The 19763-nt window shown below is 40.2% G+C and carries 18 protein-coding genes; 11 read left to right on the top strand and 7 right to left on the bottom strand.

Annotated features, from left to right (window positions below; translation table 11 throughout):
- The first annotated feature begins 224 nt into the window (after window positions 1-224).
- Window positions 225-1928, top strand: a complete 1704-nt coding sequence (ezrA, locus tag NSQ52_RS13900; protein ID WP_342473475.1) for a septation ring formation regulator EzrA — start codon at window positions 225-227, stop codon at window positions 1926-1928.
- A gap of 41 nt (window positions 1929-1969) precedes the next feature.
- Here ezrA and brnQ (NSQ52_RS13895) read toward each other — a convergent pair whose 3' ends face one another.
- The gene (gene brnQ / locus NSQ52_RS13895) at window positions 1970-3313 is read right to left on the bottom strand and encodes a branched-chain amino acid transport system II carrier protein (protein WP_024718689.1); all 1344 of its coding nucleotides are present in this window, start codon (window positions 3311-3313) and stop codon (window positions 1970-1972) included.
- 214 nt (window positions 3314-3527) lie between these two features.
- Window positions 3528-4871: a branched-chain amino acid transport system II carrier protein gene (gene brnQ, locus NSQ52_RS13890; protein WP_144667149.1), complete on the bottom strand. Its 1344-nt coding sequence runs from the start codon at window positions 4869-4871 to the stop codon at window positions 3528-3530.
- Window positions 4872-5073: 202 nt separating this feature from the next.
- Between brnQ (NSQ52_RS13890) and NSQ52_RS13885 the strand changes: the two genes are divergently transcribed.
- The 6 genes from NSQ52_RS13885 to NSQ52_RS13860 all read left to right on the top strand — a co-directional run bounded on the left by NSQ52_RS13885 (window position 5074) and on the right by NSQ52_RS13860 (window position 10687).
- Window positions 5074-6216: a cysteine desulfurase family protein gene (locus NSQ52_RS13885; protein WP_342473474.1), complete on the top strand. Its 1143-nt coding sequence runs from the start codon at window positions 5074-5076 to the stop codon at window positions 6214-6216.
- A gap of 4 nt (window positions 6217-6220) precedes the next feature.
- Window positions 6221-7426: a tRNA uracil 4-sulfurtransferase ThiI gene (gene thiI, locus NSQ52_RS13880; protein WP_342473473.1), complete on the top strand. Its 1206-nt coding sequence runs from the start codon at window positions 6221-6223 to the stop codon at window positions 7424-7426.
- Between the two features lie 89 nt (window positions 7427-7515).
- On the top strand, window positions 7516-7728 hold the full coding sequence (locus tag NSQ52_RS13875; RefSeq protein ID WP_003216385.1) for an alpha/beta-type small acid-soluble spore protein: 213 nt from the start codon (window positions 7516-7518) through the stop codon (window positions 7726-7728).
- A gap of 221 nt (window positions 7729-7949) precedes the next feature.
- Window positions 7950-9530 (top strand): acyl--CoA ligase, encoded by a 1581-nt coding sequence (locus tag NSQ52_RS13870; RefSeq protein ID WP_047945286.1) that lies wholly within the window; start codon window positions 7950-7952, stop codon window positions 9528-9530.
- A 136-nt stretch (window positions 9531-9666) separates the two neighbouring features.
- A complete protein-coding gene (locus NSQ52_RS13865) occupies window positions 9667-10281 on the top strand; it encodes a LysE/ArgO family amino acid transporter (RefSeq protein WP_041506718.1) in 615 nt (204 codons plus the stop codon).
- Between the two features lie 229 nt (window positions 10282-10510).
- Window positions 10511-10687: a hypothetical protein gene (locus NSQ52_RS13860; protein WP_008356320.1), complete on the top strand. Its 177-nt coding sequence runs from the start codon at window positions 10511-10513 to the stop codon at window positions 10685-10687.
- Between the two features lie 52 nt (window positions 10688-10739).
- On the opposite strand, the gene NSQ52_RS13855 is transcribed toward NSQ52_RS13860, so the two are convergent.
- Window positions 10740-11171 carry a MarR family transcriptional regulator gene (locus NSQ52_RS13855; RefSeq protein ID WP_045034203.1) on the bottom strand — a complete coding sequence of 144 codons (432 nt, stop codon included), beginning with the start codon at window positions 11169-11171 and terminating at the stop codon, window positions 10740-10742.
- Between the two features lie 119 nt (window positions 11172-11290).
- Here NSQ52_RS13855 and NSQ52_RS13850 point away from each other — a divergent pair, with 119 nt between their 5' ends.
- Complete coding sequence (locus tag NSQ52_RS13850) at window positions 11291-11878, top strand: NAD(P)H-dependent oxidoreductase (protein WP_342473471.1); 588 nt, start codon at window positions 11291-11293, stop codon at window positions 11876-11878.
- A gap of 105 nt (window positions 11879-11983) precedes the next feature.
- Window positions 11984-13333 (top strand): amidohydrolase family protein, encoded by a 1350-nt coding sequence (locus NSQ52_RS13845; protein ID WP_041506719.1) that lies wholly within the window; start codon window positions 11984-11986, stop codon window positions 13331-13333.
- A 40-nt stretch (window positions 13334-13373) separates the two neighbouring features.
- Here NSQ52_RS13845 and NSQ52_RS13840 read toward each other — a convergent pair whose 3' ends face one another.
- Together NSQ52_RS13840 and NSQ52_RS13835 are read right to left on the bottom strand one after the other, a co-directional pair.
- Complete coding sequence (locus NSQ52_RS13840; protein ID WP_259253259.1) at window positions 13374-15311, bottom strand: ABC transporter permease; 1938 nt, start codon at window positions 15309-15311, stop codon at window positions 13374-13376.
- Complete coding sequence (locus NSQ52_RS13835) at window positions 15301-16062, bottom strand: ABC transporter ATP-binding protein (protein WP_007501759.1); 762 nt, start codon at window positions 16060-16062, stop codon at window positions 15301-15303. Before NSQ52_RS13835 ends, NSQ52_RS13840 begins: the two co-directional genes overlap by 11 nt.
- A gap of 298 nt (window positions 16063-16360) precedes the next feature.
- Here NSQ52_RS13835 and NSQ52_RS13830 point away from each other — a divergent pair, with 298 nt between their 5' ends.
- On the top strand, window positions 16361-16705 hold the full coding sequence (locus NSQ52_RS13830) for a PadR family transcriptional regulator (RefSeq protein WP_045034159.1): 345 nt from the start codon (window positions 16361-16363) through the stop codon (window positions 16703-16705).
- On the top strand, window positions 16696-17940 hold the full coding sequence (locus tag NSQ52_RS13825; protein WP_342473470.1) for an FtsW/RodA/SpoVE family cell cycle protein: 1245 nt from the start codon (window positions 16696-16698) through the stop codon (window positions 17938-17940). The genes NSQ52_RS13830 and NSQ52_RS13825 overlap by 10 nt, the downstream gene beginning before the upstream one ends.
- Window positions 17941-18014: 74 nt before the next feature.
- Here NSQ52_RS13825 and NSQ52_RS13820 read toward each other — a convergent pair whose 3' ends face one another.
- Both NSQ52_RS13820 and NSQ52_RS13815 read right to left on the bottom strand, forming a co-directional pair.
- The gene (locus tag NSQ52_RS13820) at window positions 18015-19019 is read right to left on the bottom strand and encodes a sensor histidine kinase (protein WP_025207788.1); all 1005 of its coding nucleotides are present in this window, start codon (window positions 19017-19019) and stop codon (window positions 18015-18017) included.
- Window positions 19019-19708 carry a response regulator transcription factor gene (locus NSQ52_RS13815; RefSeq protein ID WP_341017162.1) on the bottom strand — a complete coding sequence of 230 codons (690 nt, stop codon included), beginning with the start codon at window positions 19706-19708 and terminating at the stop codon, window positions 19019-19021. Before NSQ52_RS13815 ends, NSQ52_RS13820 begins: the two co-directional genes overlap by 1 nt.
- Window positions 19709-19763: the final 55 nt, after the last annotated feature.

The following is a 19763-nucleotide window of genomic DNA, read 5'->3' as shown; positions in this document are numbered from 1 at the left end:
AGCTTCCGCATACATAAAAACAGGTCACATCAATACATGTGATCAAATGATAGAAAGCCTGAATGACTTTCTTGAAAAAACATACATAAAACCGTGAATGGATCGTATTGGGAAAAATACAATCCTGCTTATAAAAAACAAATGCAAAGCGGACACGAAAGGGTTCTCAGGTCTACTCGGGACACTACCCTGACATCACTTAGATCACAACAAGGGGGCTCATTATGGAGTTTATCATCGGTTTAATTGTCATTTTGCTTGCTTTGTTTTCAGTCGGTTATTTCCTCAGAAAAAATATATATAAAGAGATTGACCGATTGGAAGCATGGAAAATTGAAATTTTAAACAGATCAATTGTAGAAGAAATTTCAAAAATCAAACATTTAAAAATGACCGGAGAAACAGAGCAGTTTTTTGAAAGATGGCGTGCAGAGTGGGACGATATCGTCACAGCCCATCTTCCAAAGGTAGAGGAGCTATTATATGATGCAGAGGAGTATTCTGATAAATATCGATTCTCCAAAGCGAAGCAAGTCCTTGCGCATATAGGAGATCTGCTCACCGCTGCTGATTCAAACATCGAAGACATTTTAAAAGAGATTGCAGACCTTGTCACAAGTGAAGAGCAAAACCGAAAAGACATCGAGAAGGTCAAAGAGCAATATCAAACGGTACGAAAAAATCTACTTGCTTACAGCCATTTATACGGCACCCTTTATGACAAAATGGAGCAGGACTTGGACGAGGCCTGGGAAGGGATTAAGCAGTATGAGGAAGAGACAGAAAACGGAAACTACATGACAGCAAGGAAAATTTTGCTTGAGCAAGACCGTAGACTCGATCAGCTGCAATTATATATCAATGATGTACCGAAGCTCATCGCAGACTGCAAACAAACGGTGCCAGGTCAGCTGACGAAGCTGAAAGACGGTTATAAAGAAATGACAGACAAAGGCTACAAGCTAGAGCACATCCAGATCACAAAAGAGCTGGAGAACTTGAATAAACAGCTGACCCGGGCGGAGAAACTGCTGATCGATGAACTCAATTTAGATGAAGCATCAAGCATTTTGCAAATGATTGATGATGCGATTCAGACGCTGTATGATCAGCTAGAAGCAGAAGTAGAAGCAGGTCAGGAAATCAAGAGCAAAATGCCTGAGCTGACCGAGGCATTTGAAAAACTTGAACAAGACCACACGCAGACTAAGGCAGAAACGGCTCTTGTGAAAGAAAGCTACAAGCTGACAGCAGGAGAACTGGATCAGCAGAAAGCCTTCGAAAAACGATTAGAAGAAATTGAAAAGCTCATGAAGCAAATACGAGAGAAGCTTGATCGTGACCATGTCGCATACACATTATTAATGGATGAAATCAATCAGCTTGCGACCTTTATTGAGGAAGCCAAAACGCTTCATGAAGCGTTTAAAGATCACCTTCAATCGTTACGAAAAGAAGAATTACAGGCAAGAGAAACATTGGCTGAACTTAAAACCATGCTGACAGATACAGTGCGCCAGCTGCACAAAAGCAACATTCCAGGTGTGCCTGCTGACATCAAAGAACGTGCTGAAAAAGCGCAGGAGATGATTCAGCAAGTGCAAGAGCAGCTAGAGAATTTGCCGCTGAATATGCTAGCAGTGAACCAGCAATTAAAAGAAGCCTCTGAAACAGTTAGACATGTCGTTGATGAAACACATGACATGCTTCGTAAAGTGGATCAAATTGAACGGATTATACAATACGGCAACCGGTTTAGAAGTCAAAACCATATTCTTTCAGAGCAATTAAAAGAGGCAGAACGAAGATTTTATGCCTATGATTATAACGATTCGTTTGATGTGGCAGCAGCTGCTGTCGAAAAAGCATCACCTGGAGCCGTTCAGAAGCTTTTAACTCAGCAAGAAAAAGAATATCAGCATCAATAAAAAAAGCTGAAGTCCATTTTGGGACTTCAGCTTTTTCCATGTTATGAAGCTTGCTTTTGGCGTTCTTCTGAAGCAGAAGAAGTGAATAGAGAGATAACAAATCCAATCACGATTCCGAGTATGGCAGGTACAATCCAGCCAATGCCAAGGTCATATAGCGGCAAGATCGTTTGAAAGAGATCTTTCACAGGACCAATCGGCAGTTTCGCCGCTGCTAAGCCGTCAAACAGACTGACGCAGCCAGTTAAAATCAAAGTAAGGACATACACAGGTCTTCTATGACCAAGCCATTTGTCAGCAAGTGATAAGACGATAATCACAATCGCTAACGGGTAAATCGCAGTTAACACAGGTACTGAAAAAGCGATAATATGAGCAAGTCCAAAATTTGAAATGATAAAACTGAATAATGTGACGAGTGTAACGACCATTTTATAAGAAAGTTTAGGTAATAAATTTGAGAAATACTCTCCGCACGATGTCACGAGACCGATACTTGTAGTTAAACAGGCAACCGTAATCGCCGCACCTAACACAATATTTCCTAAACTGCCAAAAAGAAATTGTGAAGACTGAGCCAAGATCTTACTGCCATCTCCAACAAAACCAATGGCGTGTGTACTTGAAGCACCTAAATAAGCAAGTGATAGATAAACAAATGTTAATCCGCAAGCTGCAATTAGGCCTGCTTTGATACAAGCGGATGTCAGTGCCTTTTTACTTGTCACGCCGCGTCCTTTAATAGCGTTGATGACAACAACTCCAAACACAATAGATGCAAGAGCGTCCATGGTTTTATAGCCTTCTAAAAACCCTTTGAAAAATGATCCATTGCTATAGGACACATCAGGTGTGCCAATGACGCCCATTGGTGTCAAAATGGCTTTGACGATAATAATCAAAATGATCGTAAATTTAATCGGTGTTAACACTTTCCCTACACGATCCACAATTTTCGTTGGATTTAGTGCAAGATAATACGTAATACCAAAAAAGGCCAGTGTAAATAAAAGAAGTGAGAGCCAAGCTGGTACACCAGCTAAAAAGGGTAGTGCACCAATTTCATATGAAACCGTTCCTGTACGAGGAATAGCGAAAAGTGGCCCGATAGATAAATATAAAATGACTGTAAACGCTGTTCCAAAAGCTGGGTGAGCTTTATCAGCTAATCCTTTCGCATCTCGACCTGTCAAAGCGATTGCAATAATCCCTAGAAGAGGTAAACCGACACCTGTTAATAAAAATCCGCCCATTGCTTTCCACACATTTTGCCCAGCATATTGCCCAAGCTCTGGTGGATAAATCATATTACCGGCGCCGAAGAATAGAGCAAACAGCATAAAACCTATGATAACCGTATCTTTCGTCGACAAAGTTGCCTTCATTGCATTTAAAGCCTCCATTATTATGTTGAAATATTCTGTTAATTAGTTGCTAGGTAACCGTTCATCATTAACAATCACTAATTATAAAGGATGTACGCCTGATGTCAACATGTGTTTTCGTACAAAAGTCATGAATTTTTCTATTTTAGTATATGAAGAACAATAAAAAAACATCCCCTTCTTCTTTGGAAGGGGATGTTTTGGCTTGTGATGATTATGAGGCAAGTTGCTTTGGTGGGCTGGTAAACATGGAAATAAGTACACCAATCAGAGCACCGATAATAGCTGGTATGATCCAGCCAATGCCTAAATCGTAAAACGGAACAATTGATTTCAAGATGCCAGGCAATCCGCCTAGATTCACTTTGGCAGCTAATAATCCATCAGTGATGGCAAAGAAACCAGTAAAGATAAGAGAAGTGATATAAATGACTCTTCTGCCGTTAATCCAGCGGTCAAGGAACGATAATAAAATAATGACAATGGCCAGTGGATAGATCGCTACGAGTACAGGCACCGACAGAGAAATGATTTGTGCCAGTCCGAGGTTTGCAACGAATGTGCTAAATAAAGAAACAATTAGAACGACAGTACGATAAGAAAGTGCTGGGAAGAGCTTTGAAAAGTATTCTCCACAAGATGAAATAAGTCCAACACTAGTCGTTAAACAAGCGAATAAAATGGCTGCGCCAAGAACAATGTTACCAGCAGAACCGAATAAAAAGTTGGCAGAAAGTGAAAGCAGTTTGCCGCCATCATTTGCTCCAACCATTCCCGTGGCATCGGGGCTTGAAGCACCCACATAAGCAAGTGAAATGTACACGAGTGCCAGTCCAACAGCTGCTACGATTCCTGCCTTAATACAAGCTGCTGCAAGAGATTTTCGCTCTGTGATGCCTCTGTCCTTAACAGCTGTCACCACGACGATTCCAAATACGATAGAAGCAAGTGCATCCATTGTTTTATAGCCTTCTAAAAATCCAGTGAAAAGCGGATTTGCCTCATATGTTTTATCTGGAGCACCGATCATTCCCATTGGCGTAGCAATGGCTTTAATGACAATAATAGCAATAACAGTTAATAAGATCGGTGTCAAAATTTTACCAATACGATCAACCAGCTTTGAAGGATTTAACGCAAGCAAGTATGAAATAGTGAAAAACACTACGGTAAAGATGAATAGTGGTACCCATGAAGTGGCTTGGGCACCTGAGAGAAATGGAGCTAATCCAATCTCATACGAAACCGTACCAGTTCGCGGAATGGCGAAAAATGGTCCAATGGATAAATACAGAATAACGGTAAAGATAGTCCCGAATTTAGGGTGTGCTTTATCGGCAAGACCTTTGGCGCCGGTACCTGTAAGGGCGACAGCAATAACCCCTAATAGTGGAAGACCTACGCCTGTAAGTAGGAATCCGCCGATGGCAAGCCATACGTTTTCACCAGCATATTGTCCAAGAACAGGCGGGAAAATCATATTTCCTGCACCAAAGAATAATGCAAAAAGCATTAGTCCAATAGCCAATGTCTCTTTTATACTTAAACTATTATTCAAAATAGTCCCTCCTCAATCAGTGTATTGTGTCAAATTTAAATATTCTGACAATTTAGGTGTTTATATGACAATTGCACTATGGATGATATAGTGAAAATAAAAAGTTGTCAACTGCCATTTTCAGAAAATTCTCTGTCTGACTTCATTATGGTAACATATAAATGCATTTATTTTTTAAGTTTTTTTGTAAGGAGTTTAAGATATGATTTATCTTGATAATAGTGCTACAACAAAGCCTTATCCAGAGGTTTTACAAGTACATCAGCAAGTGAGTGAGCGTTTTTTTGGGAATCCGTCTTCGCTGCATCAACTTGGAATTGATGCGAGCCGTCTATTAAGTGAAACGCGAAAACAAATCCTTCACTATACAGGTTTTACACAATATGAGATTATTTTTACTTCAGGTGCAACAGAAGCAAATAACATTGCCATCAAAGGGGCTGCTCTTGCCAAGATGAACCGAGGCAGACATATTGTCACAACAGCGATTGAGCATCCATCTGTCATCGAATCGTTTGAACAGCTGAAAACATTATTTGGCTTTGATATTTCCTATATTCAAGTAAATGAGCATGGCCGTGCAGATATGACGCATTTAAAAGAAGTGCTTCGCCCTGATACAGTGCTTGTCAGTCTCATGCATGTAAACAATGAAACAGGCGCGATTCAGCCGATAGAGGAAGCGGCCAGCATCATTCGGAAGTATGCCAAAGAGGCGATTTTTCATGTTGACGGCGTACAAGGAATTGGCAAGGTTCCGCTGCCTAAAGAGATGGATATTGATCTTTTAACGATGTCAGGCCACAAGATTCACGGCCTGAAGGGAACAGGTGCCCTCTTTTTAAAGAGAGAGATCGTACTTGCACCTTTTATCACAGGAGGAGAGCAAGAACTAGGCCTTCGCTCAGGGACTGAGAACCCTGCTGGAGCTGTCAGTTTAGCAAAAGCCATAAAGCAATCATTTGAATATTCAAACAAGCATCATGATGAGATGATCGCCTTAAAAACGGAGCTAGAGCAGCAGCTTGGAAAGATAGAAGGCGTCGTCATAAACACACCGCTGACGCATAGCGCACCGCACATTGTGAATTTTTCAGTGCCAGGTATTCAGATCGAAGTCCTTCTGCATATGCTCGAAAAAGAAGGCATTTACGTTTCGACAACGTCTGCTTGTTCTGCTAAGAAAAAGGAACCAAGCCGTGTCCTGCTCGCGATGGGAAAATCAGAAGAAGCAGCCAAAAGCAGCATGAGAATCAGTTTGACATATGGACAAGGACCAGAGCTAGCGCCGCAAATCATCACATCGATCGCACAAAGTGTGAAAAAATTAAAGGGAATGAGATAACAACATGAAGTATGACCATATTTTAGTCCGTTTTGGTGAGATTTCAACAAAAGGGAAAAATAGAAAGAAATTTATCGAAAAACTAAGACAGCATATCCGGTTTGTATTAAAAGACTTTGAAGCATTAAAGTATGCATCTGATAGAGACCGTATTACGATCATGCTAAACGGAGAAGACCCTGAACCGATTTCAGAACAGCTTAAAGGTGTATTTGGCATTCAAAGCTTTAGCCTGGCTGTAAAATGTGAGACAAATCTTGATGCCATCAAAGAAGCGGCACTCTCAGCGGTTCAGGAAGTGTATGAACAAGGAAATACATTTAAGGTCTCAACGAAACGCTCTTATAAACAATTTAAGCTTGATTCAAATGAAATGAACCGAGAAATTGGTGGACATGTTCTAAGGAATACAGACAACTTAACCGTTAATGTGAAACAGCCAGATGTTCACTTGCGAATTGAAATAAGAGAACATGCGACGTACATTACATTTAAAGATGTAAAAGGTGCAGGCGGACTGCCAGTTGGTTCAAGCGGAAGAGCGATGCTGATGCTCTCTGGCGGTTTTGACAGCCCAGTGGCCGGCTATCAGGCAATGAAACGAGGCATTCAAATTGAAGCGGTTCATTTCTTTAGCCCACCTTATACAAGTGAACGTGCCAAGCAAAAGGTCATTGATCTAGCGGAATGCTTAGCTGCCTATGGAGGCGAAGTCAAGCTTCACATCGTTCCTTTTACAAAAATCCAAGAGCTCATTCACAAACAAGTACCAGAAAACTATACGATGACTTCAACGAGAAGAATGATGCTCAAAATTGCAGATAAAATAAGAGCCAAGCGTGATGCGCTTGCCATTATTACAGGGGAAAGCCTTGGTCAAGTGGCAAGTCAGACACTTGAAAGCATGTATGCCATTAATCATGTCACAAACACACCGATCATTCGCCCGCTGATTGCCGTGGATAAGAATGACATTATCGAAGAAGCGAGACGAATTGGCACATATGAGACAAGCATTCAGCCATTTGAGGATTGCTGCACGATCTTTACGCCGCCATCTCCAAAAACAAAACCAAAGCTTGAAAAAGTAGAACGCTACGAAAGCTTTGCTGAATTCGAGCCAATGCTTGATGAGGCAGTGGAGCAGATCGAAACAATCGTTGTCACAAATGAAAAGAAAGCAGCTGACAAATTCGCTGATTTATTCTAAATAAAAAATTTCATAATAATTACCATAAAATCAATCGCATGAAGTCATGTGTTTCTACACATTCTATATTCACAAGGAGGTGAGAACACATGGCTCAACAAAACAGACAAAGCAGTTCTAATCAATTAGTCGTTCCAGGCGCTGCACAAGCGATCGACCAAATGAAGTACGAAATCGCTTCAGAATTTGGCGTAAACCTTGGACCAGAAACAACAGCTCGCGCTAACGGATCAGTTGGTGGAGAAATCACTAAGCGTCTTGTATCTTACGCTCAACAACATATGGGTGGCGGATCTTTCTAAGACACACAATTAAAAAGCTATGGCTTATGAGCGGGTTCATTCCCGCTCTTTTTTTTGTACATAAATTGTTAGAATATTTTTAAAAAAGAAGACGAAATGAAAAAATTATGGCATAATACTAGGAGTAGGTCCTAATTCAAGCATTTTTCAGTTATGAGTGTTAGAATAGGTAAATTGAAACATGATTCGTTTCATAGAAAGAGGCTAAAAGGAGCTGTACCATGAAAAGAGAAGACTTAATTGCACCAGAACAATATAACTTAGTCAGTGAGATTGAAGCGTTCAGTCATGACCAGGAGAAAATCGCCCTGCACTGGCAGGATGGAAATGGCCATGAAGCGCATGTGACATATGCAGCATTAGTGGAAGAGGCGAATAAAATTGGTCATGTTCTATTAAATGCAGGCTTTAAAAAAGGCGATAAAATCATTGTGATGGTGCCTCGTATGCTAGAGGCATACAGCATTTATTTAGCCATTTTAAAAACAGGAATGGTTGTGATTCCTTGTTCAGAAATGCTTCGCGCTAAAGATATAGATTACCGAATTGAACATGCAGAAGCAAAAGGAGCGATTGTTTACGCATCATTCATTCAATCGTTTGAAGGAACCAACCAGCCAAAAGATTTCAAAACATTCTCGATTGGTGAGAATGATCATGGCTGGACAAACATTGTTGCGCAAAAGGAAGAGCAGTCAAGCGAGTTGAAATTGGCAGACACAACACGTACAGACATGGCGTTTCTCTCTTATACATCAGGCACAACAGGTAACCCAAAAGGGGTTGTTCATACACACGGCTGGGCGTATGCACATTTACGTACTGCGGCCAAAGCATGGCTCTCCATTAATGAAGGGGATAAAGTATGGGCAACAGCAGGACCAGGCTGGCAAAAATGGGTGTGGAGTCCTCTCTTATCTGTTTTAGGAAGTGGAGCAGAAGGTTTTGTTTATGGAGGGAAATTTAATCCGAATACGTACTTAGAGCTGCTTCAAAAAAATGAAATCAATGTTCTATGCTGTACACCAACAGAATATCGATTTATGGCAAAAGTGGATGACCTCAGTCAGTACGAGCTACCAACATTGCATAGTGCTGTTTCTGCGGGAGAGCCGCTCAACCGTGAAGTCATCGATACGTTCAAAAAACATTTCGATATCGAAGTGCGAGATGGTTACGGGCAAACAGAAAGCACGCTGCTAGTCGGGGTGCTGAAAGGAATGGACATCAAGCCAGGTAGCATGGGCAAACCAACACCTGGAAATGAAGTAGAGATCATTGATGAGAATGGCCAGATCTGTGCTCCAGGAGAAATAGGTGACATTGCCGTTCATCTTGAAACACCGGCTTTATTCAAGGAATATTACAAAGATGCAGAGCGTACAAAGGCGCAGCGCCGCGGGGATTACTTTATTACCGGTGACCGAGCGAAAAAAGATGAAGACGGGTATTTTTGGTTTGAAAGCCGCAGGGATGACATCATTGTCAGCTCAGGTTATACAATTGGTCCATTTGAAGTCGAAGATGCACTGATTAAGCACCCAGCAGTGAAAGAATGTGCGGTTGTGGCAAGTCCAGATGAAATCAGAGGATCAATCGTGAAAGCATACGTCGTCCTGCGTGATGCATCTGCACAAAGCGATGAGCTGATTAAAGAACTGCAAACACACGTGAAAAATACAACAGCACCGTACAAATATCCAAGAGAAATCGAATTCATTGACGAGCTACCAAAAACTCCGTCAGCGAAAATTCGACGTGTCGAGCTGAGAGAAAGAGAGCTTGCACGAAAATCATCATAACAGTAGAAACAATAAGCGTCTGGATGGAAAATCATCCAGCGCTTTTTTTATTGGACAAATCAAATATGTAAAATTCGTTCATGATGTTTTATGTTAAAATGTGTAAGGATGACTTGAAAAGGAGAATGTTCTGAAAATGTCGATTGCGATAATTCATGGGATTGTGCTTGCCTTTGGCCTTATTTTACCTTTGGGCGCACAAAATGTATTTGTATTTCAGCAAGGAGCCCTTCAGCCGCGATTATATCGCGTACTGCCTGTGGTCATTACAGCTGCTCTCTGCGACACACTTTTAATTACTTTAGCTGTCATTGGGGTTTCGGTTGTTGTACTCACCATTCCTATCTTGCAAATGGGTCTTTTTATCATTGGATTTTTCTTTTTACTTTATATGGGATGGTCAGTTTGGAACACGAGCTCCGCAACAGGTAATCAAGAAAAGATGGACTTGATGCCTATGAGAAAACAAATCATATTTGCCTGTTCCGTTTCACTTTTAAATCCTCACGCGATTCTCGATACAATAGGAGTGATAGGAACGAACTCTCTTCAATATCATGGGGCGGAAAAGGTGGCATTTACCGCAGCCTGTATCATTGTCTCGTGGTTATGGTTTATGGGTCTTGCCCTTCTCGGGAAAATGTTAGGAAAGCTAGATACAAACGGCAAGTGGATGAACCGGATCAATAAAGCCTCTGCGGTCATGATCTGGCTAGTTGCATTATATATCGCCTATCAGCTTATTGGATAAAGGATACATAGAGCAAAAGAGACGTGATGTTGAACATGTCATTTGAAGAAGCGTTGGATGGAAAACATCCGGCGTTTTTTTGTTGTCTACTGTCTCGGGGCAAGCATCGGTTACACCCCGTTCATTTATCTCAGACATACTGACGATTCAATTACCTGGAGGAAATGATCAAAATAGAATGTATGCTACACTATAAAAAATGTATTTTATTGGATGTGGAGGTTTTCAAATGGCTCATAAAGAACAGCGTAAAGGGGCAGTGCTTGCTGTCTTTGATACATTGACGTTTGGTGTACCAGTCTTGTTGTGGAATTTATATAAGAATACGAATAAAACATTGAAGCTGATGATCCCGATTATTCCAATAGTAGGTTTCATCACGTATCTTTTAGCATCTCTTTACTAATGTGTTCAAAAATCATTTGCATGAGCGATACGCTCATGCTTTTTTCATTCGATCATTTTTTGAAGATGGTTTGATTTAATAGACGAAGAGCTTGTACGATATCATCCATTTGATTTTGGTCAGAGGAAGAAAGGCTGTCCATGAGCATGGATTCAATTTGTTGAAATGCTTTGTCCATACACGCACGGCCTTTTTTAGATAGCATAATGACATGTTTTCGCTTGTCATCTTTATCTTCTTGTCTATCAATGAATTGTTTTTCGTGAAGCTTTTTCAATTCTCTGCTGACATTCGGAAGAGACATGTGCTGACAATCGGCGATTTCACTAGGTGTTAGCGGCTCACTGACGGCTAACTGCTCCAGAATCAAATATTGTAGAGTGGTTAGATCAGATGGTTTGATCTTGCTCATCATAGCATGTTTTAGCTCAGAAAAAGTAGAAGCAAATGTGACAAACTCTTTGAAAAAATGTGGATTTTTCATCATTTTTCACCTCCTACGTACCATACCAAATTTGTTATCAAAAAACAATTATCATTTGACAACTAAAAAAGAGGGGTGTATGCTTTTTGTTATCAAATGATAACTAAAGGAGACAAGCCATGAATGTACTCATTATTTATACTCACCCCCATCACAATAGTTTAAATGGTGCTTTTTTTAAAGAAATCCTAAAGGGCAGTGAAGAAAATCCAAACGTTCAAGAAGTGAGAATCATAGATTTATACCAAGACAAATTTGATCCTGTACTTATTTTTAATGAAGAGAAAAAAAGACGTGATATGCATAAGGACCCTGAGATTCAAGAATATCAAGAGAAAATCAAATGGGCAGACAACATCGTGTTTGTTTATCCGATTTGGTGGGGGCGGCCGCCAGCCATGCTGCTTGGTTTTATTGATCGCATGTTTGCAGCGAATTTTGCTTACCGTCAAACAGGCGGGCTGCTTCCAGAAGGCTTGTTAAAAGGAAAGAGGGCTGTATGTGTATCGACAATGCAAGGACCGACCCACTACCCTTTCTTCTTTTTGCAAAATGCCCACAAGGTGTTAATGAGACGAGCTCTTTTACAATATGTCGGGATTAAACCGGTGAAGTTCTTTGAATTTGGCATGATGGAAAGTCCGAAAGGGAAGCATGACGTGAAATTAAAACGGATATACAACTATTTTCGGAATATCAGCTCATAAAACCACATTCCTTGAGTCACTTTTCTTCTAATTTGAACCTGTTATGTCTTAAAATGACAGAGAGAGTGAGTGACTCATTCTCTTTATTTGAAAAGGGGGATATGGATGAAGAAAACATTGTTTAAAGATGCGGCTCTTATCACACTTGATCCATCTTTAGGTTTTCTGGAGAAGGGAGATCTATTAATTGAAGGGGCACATATTTTAGAAGTCGGACCTTCGATTGAAGTAAGCGGTGCTGATGTTGTTGATGCGTCTGACATGGTCATCATGCCAGGGCTTGTGGATACCCATCGTCATGTGTGGCAGTCTGTCATACGGGGAATCGGAACAGATTGGTCTTTGCAAACGTATTTGAGCAAAATTTATTATGGCAACTATGGGGCGATGAGACGTCCATCAGATGATCGAATTGCTAATTATTTAGGCGCATTAGAGGCATTAGATGCAGGAGTGACCACGTTTTTCGACTGGACGATGATCAATTCTATGGATCATACAGAAGAACTCATTGGAGGTTTAAAAGATGCGGGTATTCGAGCGGTCTTTGGTTTTGGTACCTCTGGAGATGCAGCGTATTGGGACAGAGAGAGTACGCTCACGAATATGGAAGACGCAGCCCGCGTGAAACAAAAACATTTTCAATCATCGGATCAGCTGTTGACGATGGGACTTGCCATTCGTGGACCTGAATTTTCTTCATGGGAGACGACCGTCTTTGAAATTGAAACAGCGAGATCACTAGATGCATTATGCAGTATGCACATTGGCTTTGGAAATTGGGGAGCGGCGGATCGATCGATTGAGCGGCTTCATCAAGCAGGGCTGCTCGGGCCTGATTTGAATATGGTGCATATCAATGCAATTGATGCAGATCAAATGAAGATGTTAGCTGACAGCGGAAGCTCCATCTCTATTACACCTGAGATTGAAATGATGATGGGACACGGATATCCTGTCACAGGGCTCGCCATTGAAAATGGTGTTCTGCCAACGCTTGGTGTAGATGTGGTGACAGCGACAGGCGGAGATTTATTTACTCAAATGAAATTCGGACTACAGGCGGAACGAGCGATTCAAAATCAATCTTTATTGATGGAAGGGACGATGCCAGGGCCTGAACTTGGATTGTCTGCACAGCAAATGCTTGAAGCAGCCACAATAAACGGGGCTCGTGCCTTGAAGCTGGATGACAAAATCGGCTCACTCACACCTGGAAAAGAAGCTGATTTTATCTTGATCGATCGGACAAGCATGAATCTTCTTCCGATGACAGATCCAGCTGGAGCAGTTGTGCAAACGGCACACCCTTCAAATGTTGACTCTGTCTATGTGGCTGGAAAAGCAGTGAAACAAAATGGGAAGCTAGTTGGAGTGAACTTAGAAGAGATCAAACAAAAAGCTTATGCGGCAAGAGATCATATTTTATCGCATCAGTTTGAATCAACAAAATGACGTGCAATATCCCCATAGGCCACTGCCTATGGGGAATACTTTACAACGATTCTTTAATGACTTTTTTATAATATTGGACAGATAGGAATCCGAAGACTGAGTATAAAACGGTATAAATCGCCATGACAATCAGCATAGGTGTCCACAGTTCGCTGCCAAATAAAAACCAGCCAGATTGTACAGCAAAGTAGCTGTGCAAGAGCCCGACGAGAAGCGGAATGCCAAAGTTGAAAAGCTGTTTGAGCCGAATGCCTTTTAAGAGATCTGTCTCCGTAAAACCAAGCTTACGCAGAATCGTGTATGAGCTTTGTTCCTCTTCGCTCTCATTCATCTGTTTGAAGTATAAAATACAGCCTGATGTCACAAGGAAGCTGAGGCCTAAAAATCCGACTACAAACATCATCAGTCCGATGGTTTGTTTTTGCTGCTGAGTGGTAGCAAATCTAGACATACTTTCATCACTCAATTTCACAGACATAAAGACGTCATTGGCTTGTTCAACTTTTCCTTCATCTTTTATATTGATCGCAATATATTGGTTATTCTCACGCTGCAGCTTAGGGTCTTTGTTTTGATCAAGCTGCTCAAAGACGTTTTGACTGACGACAGCAACAGGTAGGCCGCCAGAAGTGAACTGGTAAGAGATTAAATGATCCTTTTTCATATCAATTACTTTTAAATCAATTGGTTTTTTTATTAAAAGTTTCACATCACCAGAGCTTTTAATCGGCATGAATTTTTTCAATAAATCATTGTAGCCACTTAACATGACTTCGTTGTTCTCTACATGAATATTTGGTACGTTTTTCTCGCTGATCACAGGTAGTGTTAAGACTCCTGGAGCTTTATTCACACTGCTTAACTTCGTATCGATGATTTGATTTGCATCAAAATCGGCTTGAATGACCTCGAACTGCTTTTTCTCATAGGCAATATGCTGATCAGAAAGTGCGCGAGTGAATGTGCCAGCATCTTTCTCTGATCCCATGACAAAATGTGCTGGAATTTGCTGTTCAGCTGTTTTTTCTGCTGAGTAGTAGGAAATATAGCTGAGTGATAACAAACCGATGGCAAGTGCAGATACGGTAGTAATAATCGTTAACAGCAATGCATTTGATTTTAAACGGAACATGATCGACGATAAAGACAAGACTTCATGAATGGCAAGGTAGCCATTTTTTCTTTTTCGTACGATATTGGCAATAAATGAAACAGAGCCTTTATAGAAAAGGAAAGTACCAATAATGACAGAACCTAAAATATAGATCATGGCTAAAGATAACGAAAACATCGATGTGTATGAGCCATTAAAAAGCTGAGAAGAAATGTAATAGCCTGAGCTGATAAAGGCAATGCCTAGAACCCCGATGATGATTTCAAAGACAGAGATTTTTTTAATACGCTGCTCTGTAGAAGAGGTTGTTCTAAACAAAGCTAAGATCGTTTGCTTCTGAATAAAACGTCTATTTCTTAGCATGATGACAACATAAATCAAGAGAAACACGATGATTGTTTGCAAAAGAGCCGTGCCAGAAAAATGAAGATTGGCAATTGCATGAACACCTGTGACTTTAAATAGAACCATCAGCATCAGCTTTGAACCGATAAATCCGGCCAATATTCCAATAGCCATCGAAATCATATAGAGGATAAAATTTTCTGCATGGAGCAGCTTGGAAATTTTTTGTTTCGTCATTCCAATGAGCTGCAAGAGACCGATTTCTTTTCCTCTACGTTTGATGAAAATGCTATTTGCATATAAAAGGAAGATGCCGACGATGGCGATCAGCAGAATAGAAGCGGCTTTAATGGATGCACCGCCTTTAATAGACCCTTTCACATCATCAAGTGCTGGTGAATACTGCAAGGTGACAAAGGAAAAATAGAGCGCCACACTAAATACAAGTGCAAACACGTATAAATAGTAATTTTTTAAGTTTTTCTTCAGATTGCGGAAGACGAGCTGATTAATGTTCATGCTTCACACCGCCTAAAACACCTTGCGTTTTCATAATATCCTCGAAAAACATCTTTCTCTCTAATGCGCCTTTATTCAATTGTGTATAGATCTGTCCATCTTTGATAAAAATCACTCGTCTTGAATAACTGGCTGCAACAGGGTCATGCGTCACCATGACAATGGTTGCTTTGCGCTTGTGATTGAATTCTTGCAGCTTGTTCAGTAAGTCAGACGCAGATTTGGAATCAAGTGCTCCGGTTGGTTCATCAGCAAAAATAAGGCTTGGTTCATGAATAAAGGCACGTACCGCAGATGTCCGTTGCTTTTGTCCACCAGACAGTTCATTTGGATATTTGTCTCTTAGTTCATAAATCCCCATATCCTCTGCAAGCTGTTGAAAGCGTTCAAAAGCTTCTTTTTTAGGCGTTTTGGAGATGGATAATGGCAAGAGGATGTTCTCTTTAACCGTGAGTGTATCAAGTAAGTTATAATCCTGAAAAACAAAGCCAAGCTGTTTCTTTCTAAATTCAGCGAGCTGCTGATCTTTCATTTGCGTCATTTCTGCATCTGCGATCCGAATCGATCCGCTGGACACATGATCAATCGATGACAATACGTTCAAAAGGGTCGTTTTCCCCGAGCCTGATGGCCCCATGATGCTGACAAATTCTCCAGCTTCTATCGTCAAATCAATGCCTTTCAGCACCTCTTGTTTATTGAATTTATTTCCATAGCTTTTATATAATTTACGAGCTTCTAAAATGTTCATCTGTCGAACCCCTTTTTTATTTAATTGATATCTCTAGTATAAAAAGAAGCCGATCAGACTTCCTGCGATTTGGCGAACAAAACAGACGTGCATGTGACATTGTTGTCACATGCTTGTTTTATATGTCAAAGCCTTATGTAGAATTCAGATGGATATTCAATTATTTTATCTGTTTTTCGCTATGATGTATCAAATTTCTTGTTTTTTTCTGATGAACCTTTACAGAGTATGTGATTTCATGTAAGATATGCATATCAAATATATGCATAGTAAATCTATGTATTAGAGGTGACGATGGATGAAAGTGAGTAAAGAGCTTCTAAAGGGGAGTACTGCTACCCTTATTTTAAGCTTGTTAAGTGAAAAACCAATGTATGGATATGAAATGATTAAGCAATTGGAGTCGAAATCCGAAGGAATTTTTAGCTTTAAAGAGGGGACGATATATCCTATTTTGCACACTTTGGAGGGGAAAGGATTCATTGTGTCTTACTGGGGCGAAGGGAATGGCAATCGAAAAAGAAAGTATTACAAGATTAATGAACAGGGCAAAGCGTTTATGAAAGAAAAGAAGGAAGAATGGAATGTCTTCAAAGATGCAGTAGATGGCGTTTTGAATGGGGAGAAAGTCGTATGGGACTAGAGAAAAAATTTGAACAATATATCAAAAATGTGTGTAAACGAATCAAAAATAAAGACGTACATGCAAGTATAAAGCTTGAGCTTCGTGATCATTTATACACACTGAAAGAGGAAGCGGTCAGTGCGGGCATGTCAGAAGAAGAGGCGATAGATCAAGCGCTCAATCAAATTGGAGATGCAGCCATACTCGGAATGCAGCTCCATGAAACACACAAAACTCAAGTGGACTTTAAAACGATACTTCTTGTATTAGCTACTTGTTCATTTGGGCTGTTTGTGATGTATTATTTTCAGTTTCATTCTCATTTACTTCATTTTCAAGACACGAATATCTTTTATAAAAGTCTCATTTACTATGTATTTGGTCTTGCGTTGATGTTTGGGCTGTTTGCTTTTGATTATCGGCGCTTTTTACCCTATTCTTGGCATTTATATATAGGAACGATTGGAATGCTGATTCTTACAATGATGATTGGGACAAGAGTGAACGGTATTCTTTTTTTAAGCTTAAATAATGGATCGATCAATCTGACTGAAATTTTTCCATTTCTGATGATTATTTCGTTAGCGGGCATTTACCAATCTTGGAACTGGAAGAATGGTTTTAAGTCTTGGTTAGGGTTAGCGATTGTCACTTTACCCATTATTTTATTACATATAGTCGGATCTCTTTCTGCAACCATCACCTTTATGGTCATATGCATAACGATGATGTATGTATCTCATGCAAGAATGAGACAGCTTATTCCATTCACAGCAGCAGGTATTGTCTATCTCATTGTTCAATTATTTTCTCTTTATCAAGCTGATATGTCCCACTTTTACCAATACTCACTTCATGAATTTAGCTCAAATGGTTTTCAAATAAATCCGTACGCATTGTATGATGTTCACACTGATTGGATGTTGACGTATATCATTTATTCATTCGGATGGTTTGCAGGATTGGCCGTTTTTATTTTGTTTGTGACTTTGATTTATAGAGTAGTTCATACAGCGAAACGAGTTCAATCTGCTTATGGCAAAATATTAATGATTGGTTTGGCAACCACATTTGCAGCAAAATTTATCTTAAGTATTTTCACAAACTTTGGATTATTGCCTATATCAGGAGTTTCCATGCCTTTTATGAGCTATGGGGGATCTCATATTCTTCTAGAAATGATGTCAGTCGGGCTGCTAATGAGTATTTATAGAAGGAAACAGCTAGGAGAAATGTGTCGTGAAGTAGCGTGATATGGCTGTATAAAATAACCCAATCTCTTCAATGCATCGTTGGATGAAGAGATTGGGTTTCTTGAACTGCATGTTCACATGCTTGCAATATGCACAAAATCATTCTTTTTCGGAAAGATAAAGGTGAAAGTTGTCCCTTGATCTAATGTGGAGTTGACCTCGATTGTGATATGAAGAGCGTCAGCTCCCTTTTTTGTTAAATAGAGCCCCATGCCTGTGGAGGCCGTGTCATTGTGATGTCTTGTGGAGGTAAAGCCTTTTTCAAAAATACGGGACACGTCTCTTGGGTCAATTCCTCTGCCTTGATCTGTGATGGTGAGCACCACTTGTTCGTTCATTTGTTTGCTTTCGATGATAATGTCAGATGATTGGCTGTACTTGACGGCGTTTGTTAGCACTTGTCTGATCATAAAGGATAACCATTTTGTATCACTTAATACGTCTCGCTCTTCTAATAAAAGGTCAAAGCCAATTCCTTTTTGCATACACCACGATTGGAGCGCTTTGATTTCTTTCGTTAGCATGTTTTGGAGATCCAGTTTTTCAATAAATAAATCATTTTCTATATGTTGGATCCTGCTTTGATGCAGCTGTGCATCAAGGAGTAAATGTATTCTAAGCCATTCATATGTCATATTTGATTTGAGCGGCTGTTCTGTTATGCGGTCAATCATTAAGTGCATCGCCGTGAGCGGCGTTTTCACCTCATGTATCCATGAGAGTAGTTCATCTTTTTCTTCTTCCAGTGCAGTCTTTTGCTTAGCCGTCATCTGGCGGTATCGGTCAATTTGCTCTGACGCTGCCTCCTGTACAATTTGTTCAAAGGGGGAAGAGGGTTTGAGACGTATTTGATGGTCTATGTTTTCATCCCATTCTTTCAGTTGCATGTAATAAGCAGTTTCTTTCCGATAACGAAAAAAAAGAAAAACAATGAAGAGTAATGTAGACAAAAGCACGATATAAAAAAGAGAAGCGAGTGGAATCGTTGTATCCAAATATGCAACAAAGAGAATGAGAAGCTGCAAACTAAGAAAGAACAAGATCCAGCTTCGTCGTTCTTTTAGAAATGCTTGCAGCATCATTGATCATCCTTTTCCTTTGCAAGATAACCTTGACCCACTTTTGTTTCAATGAAGGCGCCAAGGGAGATTTCGTCTAGTTTTTTTCTAAGGCGGTTGACGTTTACAGTGAGTGTATTGTCACTCACGAATCGTTCATCGTCCCATAAAGCTTGGATGAGAGATTCCCTTTTGACGATATGGTTTTTATGCTGAATTAATTCTTTGAGAATAAAAAACTCATTTTTTGTTAATTCAATCTCACCGTTTTCATTTGTCACTGTATTATTTTCGAGGTCAAGGGTAGCGCCGCACCAGACTTTTAAGTTGGTTGGTTCCGCATTATAATCATGGACTCGGCGAAGAACAGCACTTACTTTGGCGATGAGAACGTCAAAGTGAAAGGGCTTTTGTACAAAATCATCAGCTCCAAGCTGCATCGACATGACCATATCAGCAGGATGATCACGAGAGGAAAGAAAGATGATGGGCACATTAGAATGATGCCGAATCATCCGGCACCAATGAAAGCCATCGTACTTTGGCAGTTGAATATCAATAATGACTAAATCAGGCTGGATGGAAGTGAACTCCTGCATGACCTGTTGAAAATTGTTGATCCCATACACATCATAAGACCAGTTGACTAAACGTTCTTTGATTTCTTGGAAGAGGGTTGTATCATCCTCAATCAGCAAAATTTTAAACAAAACGAGCACCACACTTTTTGAATTACTTGTACATCATTGTAGCGGAAAACAGGCA

Source organism: Bacillus sp. FSL W8-1141 (assembly GCF_038593205.1).
GTDB lineage: Bacteria > Bacillota > Bacilli > Bacillales > Bacillaceae > Bacillus > Bacillus altitudinis.
This window is presented reverse-complemented; position numbering and strand designations above follow the sequence as displayed.